A 25,406-nucleotide genomic window follows, 5' to 3' on the forward strand; every position below is an offset into this window, starting at 1 on the left:
GTGTCGTGAGCCATAAACGCACACCTGATCACGTTTGCGCGGTTATTTGTTCAGTGCTGAAAGTAAAGGCTGGATGTATGGGGCGTAAGGTTTCCAGCGCTCGACACTGCTACTATAAATTGGTTTTCTGACCTGATTGGCGCTTGCGGTGCGGACTGAGCGGCGGTTTTTGTGAAAAGTAAGCAACGCCGGATCCCAGTCAAGGTCAAGAAAGTTTGTTAGACGCCGGACCTCGGTTTCAGTATCAGCAATCATATCTTCGTAACGGATTTCGATGAAGTTGCTGGCGGGCAACACATTATGCCAATGTGCCATCAGTTGTTCATAGGCGCGGTAGTAACGACCGAGTTCAGATAGATCATAACTGAAACTCTGTCCCGATACGAAATACTTGCTGAAACAAGACAGGCAGGTGTCGATCGGGTTTCTGTGGCAATGAATAATCCGGGCATTGGGCATGGCCATCGTAATTAACCCGGAGAACACAAAGTTTCCTGGCAGTTTATCAATCAGGTAACGGTAGTGGTTTGTCGGTTTGTCAATATATTGCCGACTTTCGTTGGTGTAGGATGCAGCAAGGAGAGACAGCCTCTCTTTTGACATTGCCCAATCGATGCTGCCGGCAACATCGGGGAAATCAGGCCCGAAAATTGTACGTTTTAGTCGGGGGAGGGTGGTGAGTTCATCTGCGCCGAATACCTGTTCATGGGTTGCAAGTATTTGTTCAATCAGTGTTGTTCCTGAACGAGGCATGCCAACAATGAAAACTGGGGCTGGTCCGGATTCGTTCTGGTCCTGTAAAGATGCACGCCTTTGTTGTACAATCTTCGGGGAAAAACACGTGCGATAATTTTCCAGTCTGCGACAGATAGCATCAATATCGTAGGATAATTGATCTCGGCGCAGGCGATTGGCAGGGATCAAATGTTCCATTGCCTGTTTTGGCTGACCGGAATCGATGAATGCCTTGCCAAGAGCGAAGCCCAAGTCAATTCGGTCAGACGCAGAGAGAATGCTCTTTCGGTCTACCAGAAGGCTGGACATTTTCGTAATCTCTGGTGCGCTTGGGGTGAACCGGATAATATCGCTCAGAATTAGCCATGCGCGGGTATTTTTAGGATTGAGCCTTATTACTCGGCGTAATGTGTTTTCTGCTGTCAGTATATCCCCGTTATCCCTCGCAGCCTCGGCCACCAATAAGAACAGTTCTTCACGTCTCGGTGTATTTTTCGTTCCTGTGGTTTTTCCCGTGACTTTCAAGGCCTGCTTGAAATGTGTTGTGGCTAAATCGGGCTGTCCAATAGCACGATAGAATGTGCCTGCAGCCTGACGTACATCAATGTTGTTTTCGTCAGTCTTAAGTGCGTATTCTAACAGCTTTCGTACTTGGTTCATGTGTCCCTCGTCGAACATCGCCAATCCAAGTTTGGCGGCAATGCGGGCATCCTGGGGGAAGCGCCTGAACGCCACGACCAAAATTTCGCGTTCCTGCTTCTTATTACCTGTGCGCCGCATCATGTCGGCGAGGTCAAGGAAGCAGTTCGGGTGTGTATCCGACATGTTGCAGGCGACTTCATAAGCCTTGGCCGCTTCGGCAAGTTTTCCATTCACTTGCAGGATTTTGGCTTCGAGATGCTTCACGCCAGACGTTAATACCGAGTACGTCTGTAACTCGAATAAAGCGTTCTTTGCCGCAGCCAGGTTTCCTGAGTTGAATTGCCTAAAGGCCGTGGCCAAAAGATTTTTCTTCCGTGCGGTGTCGCTCATGTTTAGCTGCCTTGTTCGTTATCCAAGTTACCCAATGCTGCGGAAGTTTTTCATTTTGTAGTGGCGCAGTACTGCAGGCGATAAAGAAAGCTTAGTATGCGGCTAACCGTCCTCGCCCAGAATGTCCAACATTGGTCGTATATAGGGTTCAAATGGACGCCAACGTTCCACACTGCTTTTGTATATCGGTTTACGGACCTGAGACATGCTGGCTGTGCTTACTGTTCGCTTTTGCTTGTAAAAGTCGAGCACCTTCGAATCCCAAGGCATGCCAAGGAAATCGAGCAGTTTACGTGCTTGTCCCTCTGTGTCGGCGATCATGTCTTCATACCGACTTTCAATCAGGGACGAGGGGGGGGCATGTGCGTGCCAATATTTCATCTGTTCTTCATAGGCGTTATAGAACTCGGCCAATTCTTTTTGGTCATATGAATAGTTAACCGGGGAGCTGAACCGCATGGAGTAGCAAGACAAGCAGGTGTCGATCTTGTTTCTCCGACAATGAATGATTTGCGCCTCAGGAATAGCTTGCAAGATCATGCCGATCATATCGAAGTTTCCCAGCATCTTGTTGACAACAAGAAATTGATCCTTTTCAAGGTCGTGGTCGGGATGAAGGTCACAAACAACGCGTGCAATCTCATCTAGATAGGCCTTGCGGAGCTGACTTATTGTTTCAGGGGCATGCGCGAGAGCTCGATGTTCCGGGCGGCTTGGGAAATCCGCGCCGAGAAGCCCTTTTTTTATGACGGGCAAGGACGTCAGTTCCCCGGCGCCGATAATCTGAGGATGCGACGCAATAATTTGTTCGGTTAGGGTAGATCCACTACGTGGCATTCCAACAATAAAAATCGGTCGTAAATTTAACTTGTTCGATTTGCGTTGTTTCTCGATATTTATGAAGGTCTTGGGGGGAAAGAAATCGGGTGTGTGCCGGATACGGTGACAGACAGCAAAAGAATCATAGTCCAGTTTAGAGCGAACAATCCTGTTTCCTGCATCTAGATGGGTCATAGACCTTTTGGGGTCTTTCGCATTGTCCCAGGCTCGGCCAAGTGCGAAATGAAGATCACGTAGTGCGTCCTCGTCCCCCGAATTTTGTGCATTTTGAACGCAGATTTCCATCTGTTCTAGTTGTTCAGGGCTACATTTTATAAGTTTCGCAAGCATGGGCCACGCTCTATGGCTTTCTGGAGTCTTCGCCAAAATTTCTTCAAGCATTCGGCGTGCGACTTCTGTCTTGCCTGCGTGGATTAGAGCACTGGCTTTATTAAGTTCTATATTTTCGATGTCACGCCCAGTGGCCATTTGCAGTGGCGATTTGGTTATAAGTGCTAGGCTCTTGTCAAAACATTCGAGTGCGGTTTCGGCGTGGTTATTTTGTACTCGACTGCAGCCCAAGTGGTTCCAGCAAATCCAGTCATCGGGATGAAGTTTCAAACAATGTTCAAACATCTGAAGTGCTTGGTGGTTCTGGTCGTTTTCCGACAGTAGCACTCCCAGTTCGCGCGCTATCACTGCAGTTTTAGGCCACTTCTTAATGCCAACTGATAGAACTTCCTGAGCATTAAGCCGCTGACCGCCCCGTTTAAGAAAGTCGGCAAAGTCAAGGAAGCATTCCGGCGCTGTTTCGGGGAGGCTGCAGGCCGCTTCATAGTGTTTGGCTGCTTCCTGTGCATTGCCACTATCATTTAGAAAACCAGCATAGATCAAATGGGCCGGTGCATACTGCGGTGCACTACGCAATATTTCTTGACATTGATTGACCGCATTTTGGCGGTCGCCCTTTTTCCACTGGTCCTTGATCTTTTGAAGTTGCTTGTCGTGAAATTTCTCCGACAAATGCTGTGCTGCCATGCAGACGCTCTCCTGAGAGTGTTTGGTGCATTGGGGACAAAGCTATCAGTTGCAGATGCCTCGTCCGTAAATCTATTTAATGACTATACTAAATATGGGTCAAACACTATTCGGAAGGCTGTTTTGTTTAAATCCCAAAGAAAAACGCCCGGTCGTGATGACCGGGCGTTTCGCTTTGGCGTCGTCCTTTCGGGTGAAAGGATTATGCGCTGTAGTACATGTCGAATTCGACCGGGTGCGGTGACTGTTCGAAGCGAATGACTTCTTCCATTTTCAGACCGATGTATGCATCGATCAGGTCGTCGGTCATCACGTCGCCTTTTTTCAGGAACTCGCGGTCTGCATCAAGGCTGGTAAGTGCTTCGCGCAGCGAACCACAAACGGTCGGAACGTCTTTGAGCTCTTCCGGCGGAAGGTCATAGAGGTTTTTGTCCATGGCATCGCCCGGGTGGATCTTGTTCTGGATGCCGTCAAGACCAGCCATCAGCATTGCGGTGAATGCAAGGTACGGGTTTGCCAGGGCATCCGGGAAGCGGATCTCAACACGCTTGCCTTTTGGCGAAGCAGTGTACGGGATACGGCAGGAAGCCGAACGGTTACGGGCTGAATATGCCAGCAGAACCGGCGCTTCAAAGCCCGGGACCAAACGTTTGTAGGAGTTGGTCGTCGGGTTGGTGAAAGCATTCAGTGCTTTGGCATGCTTGATGATACCGCCGATGTAGTAAAGTGCGGTGTCAGAAAGATCGGCATAGCCGTTGCCAGCAAACAGTGGTTTGCCTTCGTGCCAGATCGACTGGTGCACGTGCATGCCAGAACCGTTGTCACCAAAGACAGGCTTCGGCATGAAGGTTGCGGTTTTGCCATACTGGTGTGCAACCATCTGGATGCAATATTTATAGATCTGGATCGCGTCGGCGTGGTCGATTAGGGTGCCAAAGGCAATGCCCAGCTCGTGCTGGGACGGTGCAACTTCATGGTGGTGCTTTTCGCAACGCACGCCCATTTCGTTGATGTAGTTCACCATTTCGGCACGAATATCGTTTGCCGAGTTCAACTGGTGGAACCGGGAAGTAACCGCCCTTCGGACCCGGACGGTGGCCACGGTTGCCGCCTTCGAATTCGGTACCGGTGTTGTACGGACCTTCTTCGGAGTCAAGCGCGTAAGCCATGCTGTCCTGGCTGGTGGTCCAGCGGACGTCGTCAAACAGGAAGAATTCTGGTTCTGCACCAAAGTATGCGGTGTCACCGATGCCAGCCGACTGCATGTAAGCAAGTGCGCGTTTCGCGGTCGAACGCGGGCAACGCTCGTAACCCTGGCCGGTGGCCGGTTCGATAACGTCGCAGAACAGGATCAGACAAGGCTGTGCGGTGAACGGATCAACAACAGCCGATGCCGGGTCCGGCATCAGGATCATGTCGGATTCGTTGATGTCTTTCCAACCGGCGATCGACGAACCGTCGAACATGATGCCGTCAACAAAGACGTCTTCGTCGATCGTGCAGATATCCTGCGCAGTATGCTGCCATTTACCTTTGGAATCGGTAAAGCGCAGATCGACAAACTGGATGCCTTTTTCTTTGATCAGATTAAGTACAGAAGCGGCGTCAGACATGATGCAACCCTTTAAAACTCAAAATTAGTTACCGTACGGTGTTCAATAACAGACAAGACCGATCAGATCGCGTCATTGCCCCGTTCACCGGTACGAATACGGATCGCGTCCTCAAGAGAGGAAACGAAAATTTTACCGTCGCCGATACGGCCGGTATGAGCGGCTTGCTGGATTGCTTCAATCGCACGCTCGACAAGCGTGTCCTCGACAACGATTTCCAGCTTTACCTTCGGCAGAAAGTCCACGACATACTCGGCGCCGCGATACAGCTCCGTGTGACCTTTCTGACGGCCGAAACCTTTGGCTTCGGTGACGGTAATCCCTTTGAGGCCGATCTCTTGAAGGGCCTCTTTTACCTCGTCAAGCTTGAATGGCTTGATGATGGCTTCAATCTTTTTCATTAAGCGCCCTCTGCTTTTGCGAGAGTTGCGTAGAACTCGGAAAGCATAATGCTTCGCTCGCTCTCTATTTGCACGGACCATGCCAATTCAGGTCCGCCAACGCATTCTAGGGATTCTCTGCATGAAAACCCAGCAAAACCCATGAAATTTTTCACATTTTCTGCGATGGGTGTGACTTAGTTTTAGGCAAGATGATCAAAAAATATGCAAATCCGTGTTGTCGGCGTGTCGCCGCCGGGCTGAGACGGATCAGCACTTGCCAAGTTTACCCCGTCATGCGACAGAATTTGGCATAACAGATCAAATGTTACTGAAAAATCCGTATGATGCGGGTGACTCGACGATCTTTCGATCTTGGTGCCGGACTGCGGACTTTTCGGGGTCCTGAACGGGACCAAATCAGAATGTTTGTTGCTGGCTTTGCGTCGGCGGATCATGTCGATACGATGTATCGCTGGCGATATAGTATATAGTCATGGCATCAGGGTTGGATAAATATCTGGGATCAAATGCCGGACGCCACCGTAATCTACCATGGCGCCACCATCCGGTAACAGGACCACAAAGAAAAGGACGCCTCATGACCGAATTTGTCGGTAATCCTCTTTTTGCTTCGGGCGGCATCACGATTTTTGAAGTGATGAACGAACTGGCCCAGAAACATCAGGCCATCAATCTGGGGCAGGGTGCGCCCGATACCGATGGCCCGGCCGATATCCGCGAAGCCGCTGCCCGCGCAACGATGGAACTGTCCAATCAGTATCCCCCACTTGCCGGGGTGCCGGAACTTTTGCAGGCGGTAGCCGATCACAACAAGCGTTTCTATGGCATTGATGTTGATCCCAAAACCGAAGTCCTGGTCGCCGTCGGCGCGACCGAAGGGTTGGCCGATGTGATCCTTGGTCTTGTCGCTCCGGGCGATGAAGTCATCCTGATTGAGCCGCTGTATGACAGCTACCTTCCAATTGTGAAGCTGGCCGGTGGTATCCCAAAACTGGTTCGCGTTACCCCGCCGCACTGGGATTTGCCGCGCGATGAATTGGCTGCGGCCTTTTCTGAAAAAACCAAACTGATCCTGATCAACTCGCCGCAAAACCCGTGTTCAAAGGTTTATGGCGACGATGAACTGCAATTTATCGCTGATTTGTGCATCAAACATGATGTGATCGCCCTGTGTGACGAGGTTTATGAGCATCTTGTCTTTGACGGGCGCAAACACAAACCTTTGATGACCTTCCCGGGGATGCATGACCGCACCGTTCGAATTGGCTCGGCCGGGAAGACATTCTCGCTGACAGGTTGGAAAATCGGCTATGTCACCGCCTGTGCACGGTTGATGGAGCCGATCAAAAAGGCCCACCAGTTCCTTGTTTTCACCGTGCCACCAGGATTGCAGCATGGGGTGGCTTATGGCCTGAACAAGGACGATGCGTACTTTGAAAACTTCACCGCGGAAATGCAGGCAAAGCGTGATTTCCTGATGAAGGGGCTCAAGGATGTCGGGTTTGATGTGCTTGATTCCCAAGGCACCTATTTCATCACCTGTGATTTCCGACCGCTTGGCTATGATTGTGATGATGTCGAGTTTTGCCAGATCATGATCAAGGAAGCCGGCGTTGTCGCCATTCCTGTGTCGGCCTTCTACCAGGGCGAAGACGGCGGCGTGCGTAATTTCGTGCGGTTCTGCTTCTGCAAGGAAGAAGCCAAAATGGCCGAAGCCATCGAGCGGATGAAAAAGGCCTTTGCCAAGTAAGTCTGCTTGTGCAGTCAAAACGCAGATTAAAAAAGCCGCAAAGCGTATGCTTTGCGGCTTTTTGTCTGGTTATAATGAGATGATCAGGTCTTGACCATTTCCCAGCTACCGGTTTTGGCTGAACGCGCCATGGCATCCAAAATCTGCATATTGGCAATGCCGTCTTCGATCGGATAATCGACCGGGCTTTCGCCCTTGAATATCGCGGTCGCGGACTCACCTTGCAGGGTATAGTGATTGCAAATCGGGAATTTGATTTCGCGTGCGTCGTCAAAGCCCGGCTGTTTCTGTCCGGCAACGCGAATGATCGCCGGATTTTCCGGGATCGGGTTAAACGGCATCAGGATTTCAATCCGACCTTCGGTGCCAAGGATATGCACGCGCTGAACTGCGGCGGACTGTGTGCCACAGACAAAGCTTGCCTGAAGCCCTGATCCAAAATCAAGCATGCCCGACACAAGCCGATCCGTGCCAAATTTCGGGTCTTTGTCCATCAGGGATACCACCCGTATCGGTTCCTTGCCCGTAACATAGCGCGGACCAACAATGCAGTAACAGCCGATATCAAGCAAACCGCCGCCGCCGATATCCTTCTTGTTGCGCACATTGTTCGGATCGGCATTGAAATAGGTAAAGATGCTTTGCACGGTGGTCAGCTCGCCGATCTGACCACTTTCAATGATCTTGCGCGCCTCAACCCATTGCGGATGATGGCGGACCATGAATGCCTCAAGCACCTGTTTGCCGCTTTTATCACGTGCTTCAATCAGGCGCTTGGCATCATTGGTATCGAGGCCAATCGGCTTTTCACACAGGACATGCTTGCCTGCTTCAAGTGCCTTGATGGTCCATTCGACATGCAAGTGGTTGGGCAGGGGATTATAAATCGCCTCAATCGACGGATCGGCCAGAAGCTCCTCATAGGAGCCATAGGCGCGCGGGATGCGAAGATTTTCGGCAACCTCGCGGGTTTTCCCAAGATCGCGGCCGGCAATCGCCAGTATTTCCAGCTGATCGCTTTCCTGCATGGCCGGGATGACTTTTTCCGTGCCAATCTTGGCGGTGCTGATAACGCCCCACTTCATTCCGATACTCCGTCTGTTTTTCTCGTTCGTGGCCTGCATTGATAAACACAGGCAGTCCTGATCATCGGCGTCGCAATCAGCCCTTGGCCGAACGCGATACCAACAGGATGTGGTATTGAATTGAATTAATTAAGGCATATGACGTGACATGCAAGATGTTCGGACGGGTAGGTTGGGGCATTTGTGATCAAATCAATCGCGATTTACCGGCGGCGATACTCAAAGGCCGCAAAAATCGGCGCTTTGTGCTTTGTTGGGGAAAACGCTGCAAAAAAGTCAAAATATGCGCTTGACGTTGGGGGCCTCGGGCCATATAAACCGCGCCACACGATGGCGGGTGTAGCTCAGTCGGTTAGAGCGCCAGTTTGTGGCACTGGAGGCCGTGGGTTCAATCCCCATCACTCGCCCCATTGTGAAAAGGTCAGGCAGAAATGCCTGGCCTTTTTCGGTTCTGGTTACAAAACGCTGCGACACGGTCTTGTCCGATTTTGGTTTGGTGTCACATTGTTGACTAAATAATTCCAAATAATGGTTTTTTCTTCCGGGCCGATTGACTGGAAAGTTGTGTGTTGCAGCCCGTGGTCATATGGACTGCGAATAGTTTGGGCACGCACATGATCCCTACCTCCAAGGACTGATGGATATGCCCAGCGACAGACCAAACCCGATGCTGACCCGTCGTGCCTTTTCGGCGACCCTTCTGGGGGTGATGGCCGTTCCCTTTTCCGCCAAGGCCTTCGCACAGGCGCCGTCCGACATTCGTTCGCGAATTGCTAAAATGTCCCAGCTTCATGCAATTTTGGTGCAGCGCGGTGACGAGATTATCGTTGCCGAAGCACCCCGCGGGCGCGGCTTGGATCGGGTTGCGAACATCAAGTCCTGCTCGAAAAGCATCATCGGTCTGCTGACGGGCAACGCGATCGCACAAGGCTCGATCCCGTCTGTCGATGCCACCATAGGCGAAATCGCGCCGTCTCTCATTCCTTCGAATGCCACCCCCGGTGTGGAAGACCTGACCATCGAAGACCTGGTGACGCTCAGGGCTGGGCTTGAGGGCACATCAGGGAGAAACTACGGCGCTTGGGTCAATTCCGAAGACTGGGTTGCCTTTGCGCTGCGCCGCCCGATGGTCGCAAGCCCGGGCGGGCGTATGATCTATTCCACCGGCACCACGCATATCCTTGGCGCTGTGCTTGCGGTTGCGACAGGAAAAAGCTTGCTCGCGCAGGCGCGCGCTGTCCTTGGTCAGCCGCTCGGCATTGAAATTCCAGCTTGGACACAGGATCCGCAAGGCTATTATTTCGGCGGCAACGAGATGGCGCTGACACCGCGTGGGATGTTGCGCATCGCTGCTCTTATGCGTGACCAAGGCCGGTTCGATGGTGACCAGATCATTCCGGCCGACTGGATAGACCAATCAACCCAAGCCCGCACCCGATCACCTTATTCGGGCTTTGATTATGGCTATGGCTGGTTCCTGACCCGCAGCGGCTTCATTATCGCACGCGGCTATGGCGGTCAGATCATCGCGGCACATCCGGAACAGGACCTGGCGGTGGCCATCACCTCTGATCCGACGTCGCCCGCACGATCAGGCGGATATTTTGGGCAACTGATGGACCTGCTTGAGGGACCAGTGCTTTCACTGGCCTGAATACGGCGACAAAGAGCATGAAAAAAAGGGGCGGACAGGATGGATGCAGAAAAATAAATCTGTCCCCATTTTCTCCTTTTAATCAATCGTCCCACTGTGAAAATGTAAGGCAGAAATGCTTGGCCTTTTTCGTTTGTGTGCCTGAAATGTCTATTGTTCCAGCAGCGACAAGTAATTCTGGCAATGTTTCGATATTTCTAAGAAGCAATTTTCAATGTTACGCTTTTCGACAGCGTGCCGCTGGCTAAAAAGATACTCATAAGAGGTGAGGAGAGTGCGCAAGCTCAGGTGCGCTTCATTCAGTTCTTCTGTGATGATTTCGTCTGGAATATTTTCCGGCAGTTCTTCAAGTGCTTTGCGAACGTAATCCAGTGAAGTTGTATCGCTGCGGTCCCAATCATAAAACCCATCATATATTGATGATGATATTTGTGGCTCAATGAAGAGATTTGCACGCAATTGTATTCTTCCTAGGGCCTGTTTCAGCCGTATTTTGAAGGCGAGCGTTTTCTGAGATTGTTCCCTGTTTCGATGATGTACTGCAGCTAAGAATGCGAAGGACCCGCCAATTAAGCCTAAAAACCCTGCTAAAATTGTTGACCAACTTACATTCTCGTATTGTTGCCCGTAAATAGTTCCGATGAGGAAGGCAACCATCACTAAAATAGTTAAAGGAACGATATTCAACCATCTCTCTTCGTGGCTCATAGCCGCACCTTCCAGAAAATATTAAATAGATTTTTCCGCTTTCGTATGGGGTGATCAAGCGGTAGCGTCCATTCATAGTTGATCAGGTTCTGTTTTCAATTCCAATTCCAAAATCTCAACCAATCTGCTAGGTAACCGCAGCACTTTTACAGATTGTGTTTCATTGCTTGCTAGGAGATCCCCGCATGTCAACAAACCGCATTACCCTTCGCCGTCCCGATGACTGGCATTTGCATTTGCGTGATGGCGATATGCTGAAATCGGTGATTGGCGAAACGTCCGAGCATTTTGCCCGTGCGATCATCATGCCCAATCTGGTGCCGCCGGTGGTCAAAACCGATGATGCGGTGGCCTATCGCGACCGGATTACCGCCGCCATCCCGGCGGGCCATGATTTTACCCCGCTGATGACGCTTTATCTGACCGAGGGCAGCAATCCCGATGATATCGAGGAAGGCTATAAGGCCGGTGTGATCACTGCACTTAAGCTTTATCCGGCCGGGGCGACGACCAATTCCGACAGTGGCGTGCGTGATTTTGACAAGGCAATGCCTGCGTTGGAGCGTATGGCTGAACTTGGCATTCCGCTGTGTGTCCACGGCGAAGTGACTGATCCCGAGATTGATATTTTCGACCGTGAAGCGGTGTTTATTGACCGGGTTCTGGACCCTTTGCGCAAACGGGTGCCGGACTTGCGCGTGATTATGGAGCATATCACCACCGAAAACGGTGTTGAGTATGTCAAGGCGCATGACAAGAACCTTGGTGCGACCATCACCACCCATCATCTGATCATTAACCGCAATGCCATTCTGGTTGGCGGCATTCATCCGCATATGTATTGCCTGCCCGTGGCCAAGCGTGAAAAGCACCGTTTGGCACTGCGTGCGGCGGCAACATCGGGTGATCGCCGTTTCTTCCTTGGCACGGACTCAGCCCCGCATACCGATGAACGTAAGGAAAGCCCGTGTGGCTGCGCCGGTATCTTTACCGCCAATAACACCGTGCAATTGCTGGCCCATGTGTTTGAGCAGGAAGACGCCCTTGATAAGCTCGAAGGGTTTGCGTCACTGAATGGCCCGCAGTTTTATGGCCTGCCGCTGAATGGCGATAAAATCACGCTGGAAAAACGTGCCGAACCGGCCAAGTTTGCTGAGAAGATCGAAACGGGCGAAGGTCCGGTGACAGTATTTAATCCCGGCTTTGACGTGTTCTGGCATTACGCCTGATCAACGGCGATCAACCCACATAAAAGGCGGCTCCCATGTGGGCCGCTTTTTTTGTTGTGTGGCTGGGTTGGGGCTTTTACCCGCTCAAATCAACGGTGCCGGGGGCGGCATTGAGGCCAATTGTGTTGCGGTAGCTTTCTGCTGCGGCGCTGGCCTGTGATGCGATCATGGTCGAGATATTCTTTGAGGCACCCTTGGCGACGTTAAAATCGGCGGCGGAGCTTCCCGGCACCGATGCGGCACGCGAAATGGCGGCCTGATTGGCAATCGCCGCAATGCCATCCAGCCCCTGAAGCGGATAGATGCTGACTTTCCCGCCGGTGGCATAAAGCCGCCCGTCTGGCCCCGCACTATAGCTGTAGCTGATCATGCCGGCATTGGCTCCGGCCAAGGTCTGGTGACTTTCTTCTTCGGTGCGAACGATGGCATCACGCGCACTTAATTCCTGAATAATCTCGCGTTCGCTGGCGGTTAAAATCGCCGGATTGGATGTTGGTTGTCGTGCGTTTTGGGGTGTCGCTTCGCGCTCCTGCTGCTGGCGTTCGGTCGGGCTTTGGGTGTCGGTTTGCTGGGATGCGGCTTCGCCGTCAATGTCGCGCGGATCAAGTTGCTGAATGATGGTAACGACCGAGGCCGCACTTTGGATCGGCGTAGTTTGCTGTGGCGGTGGTGGTGCGGCTGGGGTTTGCGGCACGGCAGGTTGCCCACCAGCGCCTTGTCCAGTCGCACTTTGCCCCGTAGCACTTTGGTTATTGAGCGCTTGTGCGGATGTGGTTTGCGATGCTTGCTGATAGGTTGGCGGTGACGATGCGGGCGGCAGCGGTTTCGGGGCGTTTGAGGCCAGCGGAGCAATCGCAACGGCGGCGGGCTGGGTCGATGGCGCAACGGTATTGGTTCCGCCCGATCCATTGACCGTCGGTTGGCTCCCGGAGCCGGGCAGGGCGCGTGTGGCTATGACTTGGCCAAGTTGCCCACCACTTCCGGGGATAACCTGTATGGCACCTGCCTGTATCATGGGGCCATTATAACCCAACCTTGGGTTAAATGTATATAAGGCCGATGGATGAAATGCCTGACTTAACCAATTGATTTTGCGTCTGGGGCGATCACGTTGGTTTGATGTGACTGCGGCGGCTGGGCAAGGCTATCAATGGTTTTTGCGAAAAGCAGCTGGAAGCTTGCTGCAATCACGTTGGAATATGGTGTCGATGATGCGTGTCTCGATCTTTATGGTTTTGGTCTTGTTGCTGTGCCCCGGCGCTGCGCACAGCGCACCTGATGCCGACCTTTGGCCCGATTGGCAGGCCCATGATCCGCAAAGCACGGATAAGGTGGATCACAGCGCATGGCAAAACGTTCTGGATCGGTATTTGGTGGTGGTTGAACCCGGCGTCACCGCGTTTGATTATGCGTCGGCCAAGTCAGGCGGTTATGACGCCATATCGGGCTATATCGCATCAATGGCGCAGGTTGACGTTGATGGTCTCAACCGTGATCAGCAATTTGCTTATTGGGTTAATCTATATAACGCCCTGACCGTGCAGGTGGTGCTTGATCACTATCCGGTCACATCCATCCGCGATATCGACATTTCGCCGGGGCTGTTTTCATCCGGGCCGTGGGGTAAGAAGCTGATCACGGTCGAAGGCCGCACGCTGAGCCTTGATGACATCGAACATCGTATTTTACGCCCGATCTGGCACGACCCGCGTATTCATTACGCGGTTAATTGCGCGTCCATTGGCTGTCCGGCATTGGCGCCAATGGCCTATGATGCAGACATTCTTGACGCGCAACTTGATCAGGCGGCCAAGGGGTTCATCAATCATCCCCGGTCTGTGCGCCGCAACAGGGATGGGGCGTTTGTGCTGTCACAGCTATATGATTGGTATCGGGATGATTTTGGCAAAAGTGATGCGGATTTCATCAGGCATTTAACCCGCTATGCAGGGCCGGGGCTTGCCGCGCAGCTAAAGGCCGATGCGCCGCGTTTGGATATTGCCGGGTATGAATATGACTGGACGTTAAACGCCGCCGCCAAATGATGCATGGCGGGCAGGGCACCAACCGTCTTGGCTCAGGCGGCTTTGTGGCGTGCGCCGCCGTTGATCGGGCGCGGCGTGCCCCAATGTTTGCTGGTGCCATCAAGGGATTTCTTGTGTGCGCCGGCCGGCATGTCAGGGCGGTTTAGATTTACTTGTTTCATCGTGTGACGAACGTCACTGGCAGAAATGCCATCATAGCGCATTAATGTCTGCACGATCGGGTCGGCAAGCATATCTTCGACCGACAATTCCTGATCAACGTAACTCATCTGCTCATATCCCGTTTTTTGTTATTTGTAGTGTAATGATATTGAAAGTCATTCGCAATTAAAAAGTTGTGTCTGAAGCACTTTTTTCGATCTTTCCGATTATGTTCCAGGTCATCATCCCAATCACCGTAAGCTATGCCGTCTTCACGGCGCGCGTTTGCGGGCGGGGTTTCCCGTCGCTTGTTGGCCTTCATGCTTCGACAGAGGCGTTAACGCCACAGCTTCAAAGTGTTATGGGGTCAATGCCCGTGCCGCTATTTTCTTGATTCTTTGATGCGTCACCTCTAACGCTGTAACCCGGTTTTATTGCCGTTGTTATAAAGCCCAATAAATATGGCAAAAACAGGCTCTGAAGATGACACGTCCGGGAATTCGCGAATATGTTCTGCTGCTGCTTTTGGCCGGTATGTGGGGCAGCTCGTTCACCTTTATCAAAATTGGCGTTCATGCCTATTCGCCACTGGTGGTTGCCGGCGGACGTTTGACGTTTGCCGCACTTGTGCTGTGGGGGTTTGCATGGGTACGTAAATCCGAACTGCCCAAGGGCAAAAAAGCATGGGTTTCGACCTTTTTCATTGCCCTGATTGGTAACGCCATACCGTTCTTTTTGATCAGCTATGGCGAAACTCAGGTCGATGCTGGTCTGGCGGCCATTTTGATGTCCACCGTACCGTTGACGGCTGTGGTGCTTGCGCACTTCTTTACCGCCGATGAGAAGCTGACACTGGGCAAGGTGGTCGGGATTATTCTGGGCACAATCGGGGTTGTTGTTCTGGTTGGGCCGGAAACCCTGTCGGGGCTGGGCGGTGAATTCCTGTTCCAGTTGGCGATTTTGATTGCCGCAGTCGGCTATGCCGTGTCATCGCTGATCACCCGGAACCTGCGCGATCAGCCGCGCATTGGGTCAACGGCCGTCATTCTGACATTCGCATCCCTGATGCTGATGCCGTTTACATTGATCCTTGATCAGCCATGGACCATGACATGGGACGTCGAAGGCGCGCTTTCGATCATGTATCTTGGCGTGTTTCCGACCGGCATTGCGATGTTCTTGATCCTGCAACTGGTTGCCGCAGCGGGCACCAGTTTTCTGGTGTTTAACAACTATCTTGTGCCCGCAGTCGGGGTTTTGATCAGCTTCCTTGTTCTGGGCGAAGTGCCCCAGCCAACCGCGATCCTGGCGATGGTGATTATTCTTGCAGGTATTGCCGCATCGCAGGTGCGTTTCACACGAAAATCGCTGCGGGTCGAAAACAGTGATACACAAGCTGATCCGATTGCGCCGGTGCTGGAAAAAGACACCCTTGAAAAATCCAGTCAGGTCAGTACGAAAAGCCAAAATAAGCGATAAAAACCGAACTTTGTCGTCCAATGCGGACAGATGGGATTTGTCAATATTGTTTGTCAACGACAAACCTGATACTTTCCGCCTTTCTGGTCCGGCATGTGCTTGAAAACAGGTACGTGTCACGCCGATTGAATCATTTCAGATCAAGCGTTTAAGAGGTCACGGCCTTTGTCCACCAAAGAGACCAATTCCGAGAGCCGCGATATTTTCCCGGTATCCATCGAACAAGAAATGCGCCGAAGCTATCTCGATTACGCAATGAGCGTGATCGTCAGCCGCGCGCTGCCTGACGTCCGAGACGGTTTGAAGCCGGTGCATCGACGTATTCTGTACGCCATGCATGAAAACGGATTTGACTATAACAAGCCGTTCCGTAAATCGGCCCGTGTCGTCGGGGACGTGATGGGTAAATACCATCCGCACGGCGACAGCGCGATTTACGACGCGATGGTTCGTATGGCGCAAAGCTTCTCCATGCGCCTGCAACTGATTGACGGGCAGGGCAACTTTGGGTCAATGGATGGCGATAAAGCCGCCGCCATGCGTTACACTGAAGCCCGCATGGCCAAGTCCGCGCACTTCCTGCTCGAAGATATCGACAAAGACACCATCGATTTCCGCGACAACTATGACGAAACCACCAAGGAACCATCGGTTCTGCCAGCACGTTTTCCCAACATGCTGGTCAATGGTGCGGGTGGTATTGCGGTTGGTATGGCAACCAACATTCCGCCGCATAACCTTGGTGAAGTTATTGATGGCTGCATGGCCTATGTCGATGACCCGGAAATCACCATCGAAGGCCTGATGGAATTCGTCCATGGTCCGGATTTCCCGACAGGCGCGCTTATTCTGGGCCGTTCGGGCATCCATTCTGCATTTAAAACCGGCCGTGGGTCGGTGATCATGCGGGCCCGCACCCATGTCGAAGAAGTCCGTGCCAACCGCGAAGCCATCATCGTCACCGAAGTTCCCTATCAGGTGAACAAGGCGAGCCTGATGGAAAAAATCGCTGATCTGGTGCGCGACAAAAAACTCGAAGGCATTTCCGATCTGCGCGATGAGTCTGATCGTTCAGGCGTGCGTATGGTGATCGAACTTAAACGCGATGCCAATTCCGATGTTGTCCTAAACCAGCTGTTCCGCTTTACCGCGTTGCAGACGTCCTTTGGCGTTAACATGCTGGCCCTGAACCGGGGCAAGCCGGAACTGATGAACCTGAAGGAAATCATTCAGGCATTCGTCGAATTCCGCGAAGAAGTCATTACGCGTCGGACCATCCACCTTCTTAAAAAGGCCCGTGATCGTGCCCACGTTGTCGTGGGTCTTGGGATTGCGGTTGCCAATATTGACGAAGTGATCCGACTGATCCGGGCTGCTGCCGATCCGACGATTGCACGTGAACAGCTGATGGCGCGCGATTGGGCGGCTGGCGACATTGTGCCGCTGATCGAATTGATTGCCGATCCGCTTCAGGTGGGCTCCACCGATGGTCAGTATCGTCTGTCCGAAGCACAGGCCCGTGCGATCCTTGAACTTCGCCTGCATCGCCTGACCGGTCTCGAACGCGACAAGATCGCGGCCGAATTGACCGAATTGGGTGAGAAAATCAAAGACTTCCTTGATATCCTGGCCTCGCGTGAGCGGAAGCTGACGATCCTCAAGGATGAGCTGACTGAAATGCGCAACGAGTTCGCCAACGAACGTCGTAGTGAAATTCAGGAAGGCGACTTTGAACATGACATCGAAGATCTGATCGCACGTGAAGATATGGTCGTGACCGTGTCTCATACTGGCTATATCCAGCGTGTTCCGCTTTCGACCTATCGCGCACAGCGTCGCGGTGGCAAGGGGCGCTCAGGCATGGCGACCCGCGAAGAAGATTTCGTTTCCAAACTGTTTGTTGCCAATACCCATACACCGGTGCTGTTCTTTAGCTCCGAGGGGATGGTCTACAAAATGAAAGTCTGGCGTCTGCCACAGGGCACACCGCAATCGCGCGGGAAGGCCCTTGTGAACATGCTGCCATTGTCTGAGGGCGAATATATCACTACCGTTCTCCCTCTTCCGGATGAGGAAGAATGGCCGAACCTGCATGTGATGTTTGCAACCTCGACCGGGAATGTGCGGCGTAACAGTCTTGCCGATTTCGTGAATGTGAAATCGAACGGCAAGATCGCCATGAAACTTGAAGAAGATCGTGGCGATAAACTGATTGCGGTTCAGACCTGTACCGATGATGACGACATTTTGCTGACTACCCACAAGGGTAAATGCATTCGTTTCCGTGTGACGGACGTGCGCGTGTTTACCGGCCGTAATTCGGTTGGTGTCCGCGGTATCCGTTTGGCAGACGAAGACGAAGTCATCGCGATGTCGGTTCTGTTTGGCAACCACGTTTCGATGGAAGAACGCGGTGAGTATCTTTCGATTGCAGGTAAACTGCGTCGCGAGGAAATCACGGCGGATAGCCTTCCGCTCGAACTATTGTCCGAAGAACGCTATCAGGAAATTCTCAGCGGCGATCAGATGATCCTGTCTGTGACGGAAAACGGCTATGGCAAGCGGACCTCGGCCTACGAGTACCGTGTAACCGGTCGTGGCGGTCAGGGCTTTGCCAACATCGAAATGTCTGAACGTAATGGCGACGTTGCCGCGTCCTTCGTAATTGAAGAAGGCGACGAACTGATGATGGTCACCAATGGTGGCAAGGTCATTCGTATGCCAACCCATGACATTCGCATGGCCGGTCGTAAGACGCAGGGTGTGACACTGTTCCGGACAGCACAGGACGAAGAAGTCGTTGCTGTTGAACGTTTGTCAAATCTTGGTGGTGATGACGAAATCGAGGGCGAAGAAGGTCTGATCGAAGGTGTCGCAGATGCCGTCGAAATCACCGATGACGCCGTGCCGACAAGTGCCGAAGATGCCGGTGATGCACCGGAATCCGATGGTGTGGACAGCGACGATTAAGTGGAAGTTCGATGACTGAAATGTCTGCTACCGCCTCACGTATCGGGATTTATCCGGGCACCTTTGACCCGGTTACCCAGGGGCATATGGATATTATTCGTCGTGCGACCCGAATTGTGGACAAGCTTATTGTCGGCGTTGCGATCAACGCCGGCAAAGGTCCCATGTTCGGTGTAGACGAACGCTGTACATTGGTTGAAGAGGCCCTTAAGGCTGCGGGGGGCGAGGTTGCTGCCCGTACCTCGGTAAAGCCATTTTCTTCGCTTTTGATGCAGTTTGCCCAAGAAAACGGATCAAGCACGATCCTCCGTGGACTTCGGGCTGTTTCTGACTTTGAATATGAATTCCAGATGGCCGGGATGAATGCCCGGCTGTCCCCGGAAGTTGAAACCGTCTTTTTGATGGCTTCTGAAAAGCAGCAGTTTGTTTCTTCGCGCTTTGTGAAGGAAATTGCCCGTTTGGGGGGCGACGTTACTGAATTCGTCCCTGCCAACGTGCTTAAACGCCTGCATCAGAAGCTGGCAGAGGAAAAGGAATAACGCAGGCCATGCGTCTTATTCGTATTTTATCGCTATTTGTACTCGCACTAGGAATTGTAACCATGTCCAACGCAAACGACGCCGGTGCGCAGGACCTGGAAAACACGCTTTATCTTGATCTGAAAGATGGCCGCGTTGTAATCCAGCTTCGCCCCGACCTTGCGCCCAATCATGTGGCCCGTATTAAGGAACTGACCCGCGAGGGGTTCTATGATGGACTGGTGTTCCATCGTGTGATCGAAGGGTTTATGGCCCAGACCGGTGATCCTGACGGAAACGGTACGGGGGGCTCCGGCCAGAAACTCGATGCCGAATTTTCCAAGGGACATCACAGTCGCGGCACTGTTTCCATGGCCCGTTCGGCCAATCCGAACAGTGCAGACTCACAGTTCTTCATCTGCTTTACCGATGCACCGCACCTTGATGGCCAATACACCATCTGGGGGCAGGTGACCGAAGGGATGGAATATGTCGATATGATCAAGAAAGGTGCGCCTTGGGCCAATGGCTCGGTCGCTGATCCTGATCAGATTATCAAAATGCAGGTTGCAGCCGACGCCAGCTAAGCGCGCGACCCGATCAATTGCAACCGAAAGCCGTCCCTTTGTGGGGCGGCTTTCGCGTTTTAGGGCCTGAAAGCATAAAAAGCGGGAAAATATGGAAAAGAGGTGTTGACCAGCGCCGCCTGTGCCATTAAAACGCGCTTCACCAACACGACGGGCCCGTAGCTCAGTTGGTAGAGCAACTGACTTTTAATCAGTTGGCCACAGGTTCGAATCCTGTCGGGCTCACCAAAAAACCTCTGAAACCTTTTCGGTTTCGGAGGTTTTTTCTTTTCCGGAACTTTTCAATCCTGCCGAGGCCAAGCACCTGTTTTACCTTACATTTTAATCAGGCGTTTGAAATGTTATTTTGGGGCTGTTTTTTTGATGGAAAAAACGCTCGGTTTTCGGAGCTTTTCCGCAGGCGGAATGGCAGGCATGCAATTTCCTGTAAAAAGGGGGGTTGACCGATGACGCCAGTCCCATTAAAACGCCGCTCACCAACGTTGAGGGCCCGTAGCTCAGTTGGTAGAGCAACTGACTTTTAATCAGTTGGCCACAGGTTCGAATCCTGTCGGGCTCACCATTTCAAAACCCCTGGAACCAAACGTTCCGGGGGTTTTGCTTATTCGGGCTTTGGTCCACTTTATTTTCCCGTCTTTGGTCCTGCGTGTTTTGTCTGTAACGGCAATTGGCCGCGCACGAGGTGCGACGCTGATATGCACGAAAAAGCTGCAAAACTGTTCTGTTGCGATTGCATCGCAATTCTATTTCATGTAAAGAATGCAAATCATTTTCACCCGCACCGGAGCAGGGTCTCCGGTGATGATCACATATTTGATCGGAATAGACACATGCCTGAACCCGTAAATCCGCAGGTCACATCCGGTGATGCACAAGTCTCCCCGCAAAGCTCGATGCAAAGCGCGCTGCAAAACCCGCCGGTGGCGACCGCCGATGTACCTGCGACCGGAACTCTTGCTGCGGACGGAACCGTATTGGTTGACCCAAGTACTGGGCTGCCGGTCGATACCACAGCAACGACCCAGACAAGCTTTCTTGGCGATGGTTTGATGGGGCTGCCGTTGATTGAGCAAGTGGACCGTGCGGGTGTTGTCGGCTGGGTTCTGGCGGCCATGGCCCTGATCGGGTTGGTGGTGTTCTTTTACAAGCTTGTCGGGTTCCTGCGCCGCGGGGTGTTTGCAGACGGTTTCGTCGGTGATGTTGAACGCCACCTGATCAATGGCGATGAGGCCAAAGCCGCCGAACTGATGGCGCGCCGCCGTCATCCTGCGGCACGTATCGGGCTTTCGGGCATGAGCCTTTCGGTTGCGTCCCCGTCCGAGCGTGAAGCGGCATCTGATTTGATTGCTGCACGCGCACGCAAGGAGGTGGACGGCCTTAGTGGTGGTTTACGCATTATGTTGACCGTAGCAGTCCTAAGTCCGCTGCTTGGGCTTCTGGGGACCGTGATGGGCATGATCGATGCTTTCCAGAAGATGGAAGGGGCGGGCAGCCGCATTGATCCTTCAATATTGTCTGGCGGTATTTGGTTGGCACTTCTGACGACGGCAATCGGTTTGGTCGTGGCGATCCCGGCAACGGCGTTTCATATGTGGATGCAGGGCGTTATCAGCCGTACAGCAGCCGTTATGGAAGACGTCTGTACCATCGTGGTCAATCGCAACGAATTGTCGCACAAGGCACACGCACCGGCTTCCAACGTCGCAGAGCTGCGGCACGCAGCTGAATAGAAACCCATCCCGGAATACGCCCAATGCAATTGCGTGAACGTAATCGCGGTTCTTCGCCGATGATCGGTCTGACGCCGCTGATTGATGTCGTCTTCATCCTGCTGATCTTTTTCATGTTGGCCTCAAGCTTCCTTGACTGGAAGGGCTTTGAGATGTCGGTGGCAATTACGGATGGCAAGGCAACCAGTCAAAGCGATGTCCGCCCCGTGACCATCAATGTTGATGCAAACGGCAAGCTATCTCTTAATGGCGAAGCTGTATCGCTGAGTGCGCTGGCACAGATGCTGGTGCGTGATCACGCCAGCGCGCCGGTGCGCTTGCGCCCAATCAACGGGGCAAACTTGCAACATCTTATCGAAGTGATGGATGCGCTGGGCCGGGGTGGCGTTACTGATGTGGATCTTGTGGAATGAAGCGCCGTATTCAGATTGCCGATGATAGTCCGGTTCAAGAACCGATGCTGCCACTGATCAACATCGTGTTCCTGCTGCTGATTTTCTTCATGATTGCCGGCAGCCTGCAAAAGCTAGGGCCCTTTGACGTCAATCCACCAGCAAGCCAGACGGCCGAAAGCCAGCCCGAAGACACCATCGTTCTATGGTTCGGCAAGGCGGGCGAGGTCGGCATTGATGATCAGAAAGGCACACTTGAAAACCTGTCATCCTTCTTGCCGGTTGATTATATCGGTCGTCCTGTGGAAATCCGCGCTGATCGTGAAACAGATGGTGTAAAGGTCGTCGCATTGCTTAAACGGTTGCAGGAACTTGGCATCGATAAAGTGCAGTTGATGACCGCGATGGAAGCCGAACAGGAATGATATGTCAAAACGCGTAGATTTCCTGATTGCAACCGGGCTGACCGGGCTTGTTCTTGCCGGGGGTGTCGTCTTGGCGATGCCCGATCCGCAGCCTTCTGGCTGGGGCGGGGCGGGATCTGTTCAAAGTATCAGCATCTCGCTTGGTGCTGGGCAAGCAACGACAGGTGAAACCGAAACCGATCAGCAGGCCGCCGATTCCGTCGAAAGCCGTATGGCCGAAGAACCGGTTGAAGAGGTCGAGCCGGAACCAGAGCCCGAACCGGTGGTCGAGCTGGAGCCGGAATCAGAACCCGTCACGGAACCCGAGCCAATTGCGGAACCAGAACCGGTCGTTGACGAAGTCGTCGAACCTGAACCGGTGCCAGAACCCGAACCCGAACCCGAACCTGAAATCGTTGAGCCGGTCCCGGAACCTGAACCCGAACCGGTCGTGGTTCAAAAACTTGCCGATGTGATGCCGGTCCAGATGAAGCCAAAGCCGCCGGTAACAAAGGTGGAAGCCCCCAAACCGGTCAAAAAGGTCGAGACCCCGAAACCGCAAAAGGCACCGGCACCAACACCGCCCGCCGGGGCAACCAATTCCAGCCACTCCGAAGGGACGGTTGGTGAGGTCGCGCAAAGTCAGGCTGCCAGTTCATCAAGCGGCAGTGGGGGTGGGGCCGCCAGCCGGGCCGCCATGGTTGATTATAAATCGTCGGTTGTTCAGATGCTCAACCGCTACCGCGAGTATCCCGAACGGGCAAAGCGCCGCCGGATCGAGGGTCAGAACAGCATCCGTGTTGTGATCGCCAAGGATGGATCGATTGAAGTGTTCGAGATGATTTCAGGCAGCGGATCAAAACTGTTGGATCGGGAAACCCAACGCATGATCGAACGCGTCAAACAGTTCCCGCCCTTTCCTGAGCACATGATCGAGGAACGGATCACACTCACGATTCCTGTGATCTACAATATTCGCTAAAAACAAACGCCGACCATTTATCTGGTCGGCGTTCTTGGTTTTGCTTGGAGAAATGGGACGCAATGCCGATCAGGCAGTACCATCTTCCCACTGGTAATCAAGTGGGACTTCACGCCACGCGAATTTATCAAGATGGACAATGATCACGGCTTTCATCTTTTCAATGCCTTCGGCCTTGTGCGACTGACCGGAAAAGGTCAGCGATCCCTTGGTTGCCTTAATGGTGCAGGGGCCCATTGGAAAGGCAACCTCGCCTTTGACATCATCAAGCTCAACCGCAACCTTGTGGGCGAAATGCTTGCAAAGCTGTTGTAGGTATTTTGCCGCATGATCCGTTTTGACCGATCCCTTGGTGGTAAACATCTTTGTGTCTCCTTACGGGCGCGAAAGCGGCGGCGCAGCAGATGCTGCGCCGTTGGCGTAGTTTTTCATCATGTGCTCCGATGTCTGTGGTTGTTTACAAGGATGACGCCTGATCAAGACCAATCCAGTAAACACCATTCAGATCGACGGCCTGAAAACGCTCAAAAAACTCGCTTAGCGTCGCATCCGGGTCAAGATCGGCAAACTCGGTCGGGTGGAACCACTTGGCCATGGCTTGCAGGGCCGCGACATTGACCGGATTGTTATAGACATGATGCCAAACGGAATAGACATGCCCGGATTTGACGGCGTCAAGCTCGGGTAAGCCAACACGTGTCATACTATGCGCAAGTGACTTTCGCGCACTTTCGGCATTGGTCGATGCCCCCAAAACAATGCGTTTTTCGTTTTGTTCGGCATCCAGTCCGTTTGAACCAACCGCTGTGGTGACATAGATGTCGGGTTGCGTAACCAGCAGCTTCTCGACCGAAATCTGGCTGATCACACCGGGGATGTCATCGGCAAAAATATTGGTGCCGCCTGCAACCTGAACGAACTTCCCGATCATTTCATTGCCCATTGCTTCGCAACAATGGTCCTGAAGCCCAACCCGGCTTTCAAGGAAAACATTGGGCTTGTCGGTCATGTCTTTGGTGCGGTCAGTCACCTTGGTCAGATTTTTGGTATAAAATTCAATGAACGCCTCAGCCTGATCTTCCTTGCCCATCAGTTTGCCCAGAAGGCGAATGCTTTTGGGCGTATTTTTAAACGGCTTGCTGCGAAAATCGATCATCACCACCGGAATATGGGCCGCACCAAGCTGCGACAGGACTGTGTGGCTGCTTGATCCCGGTCCATGCCCGCCAGACAGCCCAAAGACCGCGACATCGGGTTCAACCGTAATCGCCTTTTCGGTTGAAAAGGTCGCTTCATTACTGCGTCCAATCAGCGGGATGTCGTCAATTTCAGGGAATTTTGCCTGATACTGGGCGAAGGATGCTGGATCGAGTTGTTTGAACTCTCCCATCATCCCGGCAATCCAGCGGACCGGATTTTCAGGATCGAGAATCCCGATAGACGGCAAAAAACGTCCTTCTCCAAGGATCATGTGTTTCACCGGCACCTCAACGGTGACTTCACGTCCCGAAACGTCAACGAGTGTGACGGTCTCACCAGCCTGTGCCACACTGGTGCCGATGACGGTTGCAGCGAGAAAGCTCAAGAAACGGTTTAATTTCATCTCGATTGATCCTGTTGGGATATGCGCAAAGAATTTTGGCTAAAACGCCGTAATGAGCGGCACAGAATGTCACTCATTACGGATTGAAAGTTTATGGATAAGGAACCTGATCAGAATGTAACCTTCGCCGAGACAAGGAAGGTCCGGCCCGGCTCGTGATAGGGCTCAATTGCACTGCTGTCATAGCCCGGAGTTGTGCGGGCCACGTAATCGCGGTCAAAGATGTTTAGCGCGTCAACACGCAGTGTCACAGAACGTGAAAGAGCCTCTGGCGTCCATTCGCCGTAAAGATTGGCAACGAAATAGGTATCTAGCTTTTCATTACCAACTTTTTCCGGATCATCGTTGGCCAAGGCCAATTCGGAATTGCCGCCAACCAGGATACCCAAATCCTCAAAGCGATGTCCGACTTCGAAGTTGATCATGTCGCCAATAAGGACACCTTGGTATGACGCATCGTTACTCAGCGGAACACCACCGTTTCGTTC

22 protein-coding genes, 3 tRNA genes and 1 pseudogene are annotated in these 25,406 nt (G+C 52.7%); 15 read left to right on the plus strand and 11 right to left on the minus strand.

What is annotated here, in order from left to right; all coding sequences use genetic code 11:
* Positions 1-42: 42 nt before the first annotated feature.
* The 4 genes and pseudogenes from AC0VXT_RS07620 to AC0VXT_RS07635 all read right to left on the minus strand — a co-directional run bounded on the left by AC0VXT_RS07620 (position 43) and on the right by AC0VXT_RS07635 (position 5,638).
* Positions 43-1,767 carry a tetratricopeptide repeat-containing sulfotransferase family protein gene (locus AC0VXT_RS07620; protein ID WP_475548159.1) on the minus strand — a complete coding sequence of 575 codons (1,725 nt, stop codon included), beginning with the start codon at positions 1,765-1,767 and terminating at the stop codon, positions 43-45.
* A gap of 102 nt (positions 1,768-1,869) precedes the next feature.
* Positions 1,870-3,624, minus strand: coding sequence for a tetratricopeptide repeat-containing sulfotransferase family protein (locus AC0VXT_RS07625; RefSeq protein ID WP_475548160.1), 1,755 nt, complete (start codon positions 3,622-3,624; stop codon positions 1,870-1,872).
* A 202-nt stretch (positions 3,625-3,826) separates the two neighbouring features.
* Positions 3,827-5,237: pseudogene (glnA, locus tag AC0VXT_RS07630) on the minus strand (type I glutamate--ammonia ligase).
* A gap of 62 nt (positions 5,238-5,299) precedes the next feature.
* The gene (locus AC0VXT_RS07635) at positions 5,300-5,638 is read right to left on the minus strand and encodes a P-II family nitrogen regulator (protein WP_007091888.1); all 339 of its coding nucleotides are present in this window, start codon (positions 5,636-5,638) and stop codon (positions 5,300-5,302) included.
* 580 nt (positions 5,639-6,218) lie between these two features.
* Here AC0VXT_RS07635 and AC0VXT_RS07640 point away from each other — a divergent pair.
* Positions 6,219-7,391 (plus strand): aminotransferase, encoded by a 1,173-nt coding sequence (locus AC0VXT_RS07640; RefSeq protein WP_475548161.1) that lies wholly within the window; start codon positions 6,219-6,221, stop codon positions 7,389-7,391.
* Positions 7,392-7,474: 83 nt separating this feature from the next.
* On the opposite strand, the gene AC0VXT_RS07645 is transcribed toward AC0VXT_RS07640, so the two are convergent.
* Positions 7,475-8,476: a Gfo/Idh/MocA family protein gene (locus AC0VXT_RS07645; protein WP_475548162.1), complete on the minus strand. Its 1,002-nt coding sequence runs from the start codon at positions 8,474-8,476 to the stop codon at positions 7,475-7,477.
* A 333-nt stretch (positions 8,477-8,809) separates the two neighbouring features.
* On the opposite strand from AC0VXT_RS07645, the gene AC0VXT_RS07650 reads away from it, so the two are divergent.
* Positions 8,810-8,886: transfer RNA gene (locus tag AC0VXT_RS07650), tRNA-His, on the plus strand.
* A gap of 233 nt (positions 8,887-9,119) precedes the next feature.
* Complete coding sequence (locus tag AC0VXT_RS07655) at positions 9,120-10,130, plus strand: serine hydrolase domain-containing protein (RefSeq protein ID WP_475548163.1); 1,011 nt, start codon at positions 9,120-9,122, stop codon at positions 10,128-10,130.
* 150 nt (positions 10,131-10,280) lie between these two features.
* Here the strand turns inward: AC0VXT_RS07655 and AC0VXT_RS07660 are convergent, their stop codons facing one another.
* Positions 10,281-10,838 (minus strand): hypothetical protein, encoded by a 558-nt coding sequence (locus AC0VXT_RS07660; RefSeq protein ID WP_475548164.1) that lies wholly within the window; start codon positions 10,836-10,838, stop codon positions 10,281-10,283.
* A 185-nt stretch (positions 10,839-11,023) separates the two neighbouring features.
* Here AC0VXT_RS07660 and pyrC point away from each other — a divergent pair, with 185 nt between their 5' ends.
* A complete protein-coding gene (gene pyrC / locus AC0VXT_RS07665; protein ID WP_475548165.1) occupies positions 11,024-12,067 on the plus strand; it encodes a dihydroorotase in 1,044 nt (347 codons plus the stop codon).
* A gap of 76 nt (positions 12,068-12,143) precedes the next feature.
* Here pyrC and AC0VXT_RS07670 read toward each other — a convergent pair whose 3' ends face one another.
* Positions 12,144-13,082 (minus strand): putative metalloprotease CJM1_0395 family protein, encoded by a 939-nt coding sequence (locus AC0VXT_RS07670; RefSeq protein WP_475548166.1) that lies wholly within the window; start codon positions 13,080-13,082, stop codon positions 12,144-12,146.
* 163 nt (positions 13,083-13,245) lie between these two features.
* Between AC0VXT_RS07670 and AC0VXT_RS07675 the strand changes: the two genes are divergently transcribed.
* Entirely contained in the window at positions 13,246-14,112 is an 867-nt protein-coding gene (locus tag AC0VXT_RS07675; protein WP_475548167.1) for a DUF547 domain-containing protein, read from the plus strand.
* 32 nt (positions 14,113-14,144) lie between these two features.
* Here AC0VXT_RS07675 and AC0VXT_RS07680 read toward each other — a convergent pair whose 3' ends face one another.
* The gene (locus tag AC0VXT_RS07680; RefSeq protein ID WP_475548168.1) at positions 14,145-14,381 is read right to left on the minus strand and encodes a hypothetical protein; all 237 of its coding nucleotides are present in this window, start codon (positions 14,379-14,381) and stop codon (positions 14,145-14,147) included.
* 355 nt (positions 14,382-14,736) lie between these two features.
* Here AC0VXT_RS07680 and AC0VXT_RS07685 point away from each other — a divergent pair, with 355 nt between their 5' ends.
* From AC0VXT_RS07685 to AC0VXT_RS07730, 10 genes are all read left to right on the plus strand, one after another.
* Positions 14,737-15,732: a DMT family transporter gene (locus tag AC0VXT_RS07685; RefSeq protein WP_475548169.1), complete on the plus strand. Its 996-nt coding sequence runs from the start codon at positions 14,737-14,739 to the stop codon at positions 15,730-15,732.
* Positions 15,733-15,897: 165 nt separating this feature from the next.
* Positions 15,898-18,702 carry a DNA gyrase subunit A gene (gene gyrA, locus AC0VXT_RS07690; protein ID WP_102782619.1) on the plus strand — a complete coding sequence of 935 codons (2,805 nt, stop codon included), beginning with the start codon at positions 15,898-15,900 and terminating at the stop codon, positions 18,700-18,702.
* Positions 18,703-18,713: 11 nt separating this feature from the next.
* Positions 18,714-19,241, plus strand: coding sequence for a pantetheine-phosphate adenylyltransferase (coaD, locus tag AC0VXT_RS07695; protein ID WP_101303930.1), 528 nt, complete (start codon positions 18,714-18,716; stop codon positions 19,239-19,241).
* A gap of 62 nt (positions 19,242-19,303) precedes the next feature.
* Complete coding sequence (locus AC0VXT_RS07700; protein ID WP_102782620.1) at positions 19,304-19,807, plus strand: peptidylprolyl isomerase; 504 nt, start codon at positions 19,304-19,306, stop codon at positions 19,805-19,807.
* Positions 19,808-19,959: 152 nt separating this feature from the next.
* Positions 19,960-20,035 (plus strand) — tRNA-Lys (locus AC0VXT_RS07705).
* Positions 20,036-20,293: 258 nt separating this feature from the next.
* A tRNA-Lys gene (locus AC0VXT_RS07710) sits at positions 20,294-20,369 on the plus strand.
* A 268-nt stretch (positions 20,370-20,637) separates the two neighbouring features.
* Positions 20,638-21,537 (plus strand): MotA/TolQ/ExbB proton channel family protein, encoded by a 900-nt coding sequence (locus AC0VXT_RS07715; protein ID WP_475548170.1) that lies wholly within the window; start codon positions 20,638-20,640, stop codon positions 21,535-21,537.
* A 23-nt stretch (positions 21,538-21,560) separates the two neighbouring features.
* Positions 21,561-21,950, plus strand: coding sequence for an ExbD/TolR family protein (locus AC0VXT_RS07720; protein ID WP_475548171.1), 390 nt, complete (start codon positions 21,561-21,563; stop codon positions 21,948-21,950).
* The gene (locus AC0VXT_RS07725; protein ID WP_102782624.1) at positions 21,947-22,354 is read left to right on the plus strand and encodes an ExbD/TolR family protein; all 408 of its coding nucleotides are present in this window, start codon (positions 21,947-21,949) and stop codon (positions 22,352-22,354) included. Before AC0VXT_RS07720 ends, AC0VXT_RS07725 begins: the two co-directional genes overlap by 4 nt.
* 1 nt (position 22,355) lies before the next feature.
* Positions 22,356-23,315, plus strand: coding sequence for an energy transducer TonB (locus tag AC0VXT_RS07730; protein ID WP_475548172.1), 960 nt, complete (start codon positions 22,356-22,358; stop codon positions 23,313-23,315).
* Positions 23,316-23,384: 69 nt separating this feature from the next.
* Here AC0VXT_RS07730 and AC0VXT_RS07735 read toward each other — a convergent pair whose 3' ends face one another.
* The 3 genes from AC0VXT_RS07735 to AC0VXT_RS07745 all read right to left on the minus strand — a co-directional run bounded on the left by AC0VXT_RS07735 (position 23,385) and on the right by AC0VXT_RS07745 (position 25,343).
* Positions 23,385-23,678, minus strand: a complete 294-nt coding sequence (locus AC0VXT_RS07735) for a DUF2218 domain-containing protein (RefSeq protein ID WP_475548173.1) — start codon at positions 23,676-23,678, stop codon at positions 23,385-23,387.
* 94 nt (positions 23,679-23,772) lie between these two features.
* A complete protein-coding gene (locus AC0VXT_RS07740; RefSeq protein ID WP_475548174.1) occupies positions 23,773-24,918 on the minus strand; it encodes an ABC transporter substrate-binding protein in 1,146 nt (381 codons plus the stop codon).
* Between the two features lie 110 nt (positions 24,919-25,028).
* Positions 25,029-25,343, minus strand: coding sequence for a hypothetical protein (locus AC0VXT_RS07745; RefSeq protein WP_475548175.1), 315 nt, complete (start codon positions 25,341-25,343; stop codon positions 25,029-25,031).
* Between the last annotated feature and the right edge of the window lie 63 nt (positions 25,344-25,406).

The organism is Thalassospira sp. Z349TD_5 (assembly GCF_056173045.1).

What these genes read in the sequence shown, in the direction of transcription:
- AC0VXT_RS07620 (WP_475548159.1), bottom strand. Translation starts at nt 1,767, where the DNA reads ATGAGCGACACCGCACGGAAGAAAAATCTTTTGGCCACGGCCTTTAGG.
- AC0VXT_RS07625 (WP_475548160.1), bottom strand. Translation starts at nt 3,624, where the DNA reads ATGGCAGCACAGCATTTGTCGGAGAAATTTCACGACAAGCAACTTCAA.
- AC0VXT_RS07635 (WP_007091888.1), bottom strand. Translation starts at nt 5,638, where the DNA reads ATGAAAAAGATTGAAGCCATCATCAAGCCATTCAAGCTTGACGAGGTA.
- AC0VXT_RS07640 (WP_475548161.1), top strand. Translation starts at nt 6,219, where the DNA reads ATGACCGAATTTGTCGGTAATCCTCTTTTTGCTTCGGGCGGCATCACG.
- AC0VXT_RS07645 (WP_475548162.1), bottom strand. Translation starts at nt 8,476, where the DNA reads ATGAAGTGGGGCGTTATCAGCACCGCCAAGATTGGCACGGAAAAAGTC.
- AC0VXT_RS07655 (WP_475548163.1), top strand. Translation starts at nt 9,120, where the DNA reads ATGCCCAGCGACAGACCAAACCCGATGCTGACCCGTCGTGCCTTTTCG.
- AC0VXT_RS07660 (WP_475548164.1), bottom strand. Translation starts at nt 10,838, where the DNA reads ATGAGCCACGAAGAGAGATGGTTGAATATCGTTCCTTTAACTATTTTA.
- pyrC (WP_475548165.1), top strand. Translation starts at nt 11,024, where the DNA reads ATGTCAACAAACCGCATTACCCTTCGCCGTCCCGATGACTGGCATTTG.
- AC0VXT_RS07670 (WP_475548166.1), bottom strand. Translation starts at nt 13,082, where the DNA reads ATGATACAGGCAGGTGCCATACAGGTTATCCCCGGAAGTGGTGGGCAA.
- AC0VXT_RS07680 (WP_475548168.1), bottom strand. Translation starts at nt 14,381, where the DNA reads ATGAGTTACGTTGATCAGGAATTGTCGGTCGAAGATATGCTTGCCGAC.
- AC0VXT_RS07685 (WP_475548169.1), top strand. Translation starts at nt 14,737, where the DNA reads ATGACACGTCCGGGAATTCGCGAATATGTTCTGCTGCTGCTTTTGGCC.
- coaD (WP_101303930.1), top strand. Translation starts at nt 18,714, where the DNA reads ATGACTGAAATGTCTGCTACCGCCTCACGTATCGGGATTTATCCGGGC.
- AC0VXT_RS07700 (WP_102782620.1), top strand. Translation starts at nt 19,304, where the DNA reads ATGTCCAACGCAAACGACGCCGGTGCGCAGGACCTGGAAAACACGCTT.
- AC0VXT_RS07715 (WP_475548170.1), top strand. Translation starts at nt 20,638, where the DNA reads ATGCCTGAACCCGTAAATCCGCAGGTCACATCCGGTGATGCACAAGTC.
- AC0VXT_RS07720 (WP_475548171.1), top strand. Translation starts at nt 21,561, where the DNA reads ATGCAATTGCGTGAACGTAATCGCGGTTCTTCGCCGATGATCGGTCTG.
- AC0VXT_RS07725 (WP_102782624.1), top strand. Translation starts at nt 21,947, where the DNA reads ATGAAGCGCCGTATTCAGATTGCCGATGATAGTCCGGTTCAAGAACCG.
- AC0VXT_RS07730 (WP_475548172.1), top strand. Translation starts at nt 22,356, where the DNA reads ATGTCAAAACGCGTAGATTTCCTGATTGCAACCGGGCTGACCGGGCTT.
- AC0VXT_RS07735 (WP_475548173.1), bottom strand. Translation starts at nt 23,678, where the DNA reads ATGTTTACCACCAAGGGATCGGTCAAAACGGATCATGCGGCAAAATAC.
- AC0VXT_RS07740 (WP_475548174.1), bottom strand. Translation starts at nt 24,918, where the DNA reads ATGAAATTAAACCGTTTCTTGAGCTTTCTCGCTGCAACCGTCATCGGC.
- AC0VXT_RS07745 (WP_475548175.1), bottom strand. Translation starts at nt 25,343, where the DNA reads ATGATCAACTTCGAAGTCGGACATCGCTTTGAGGATTTGGGTATCCTG.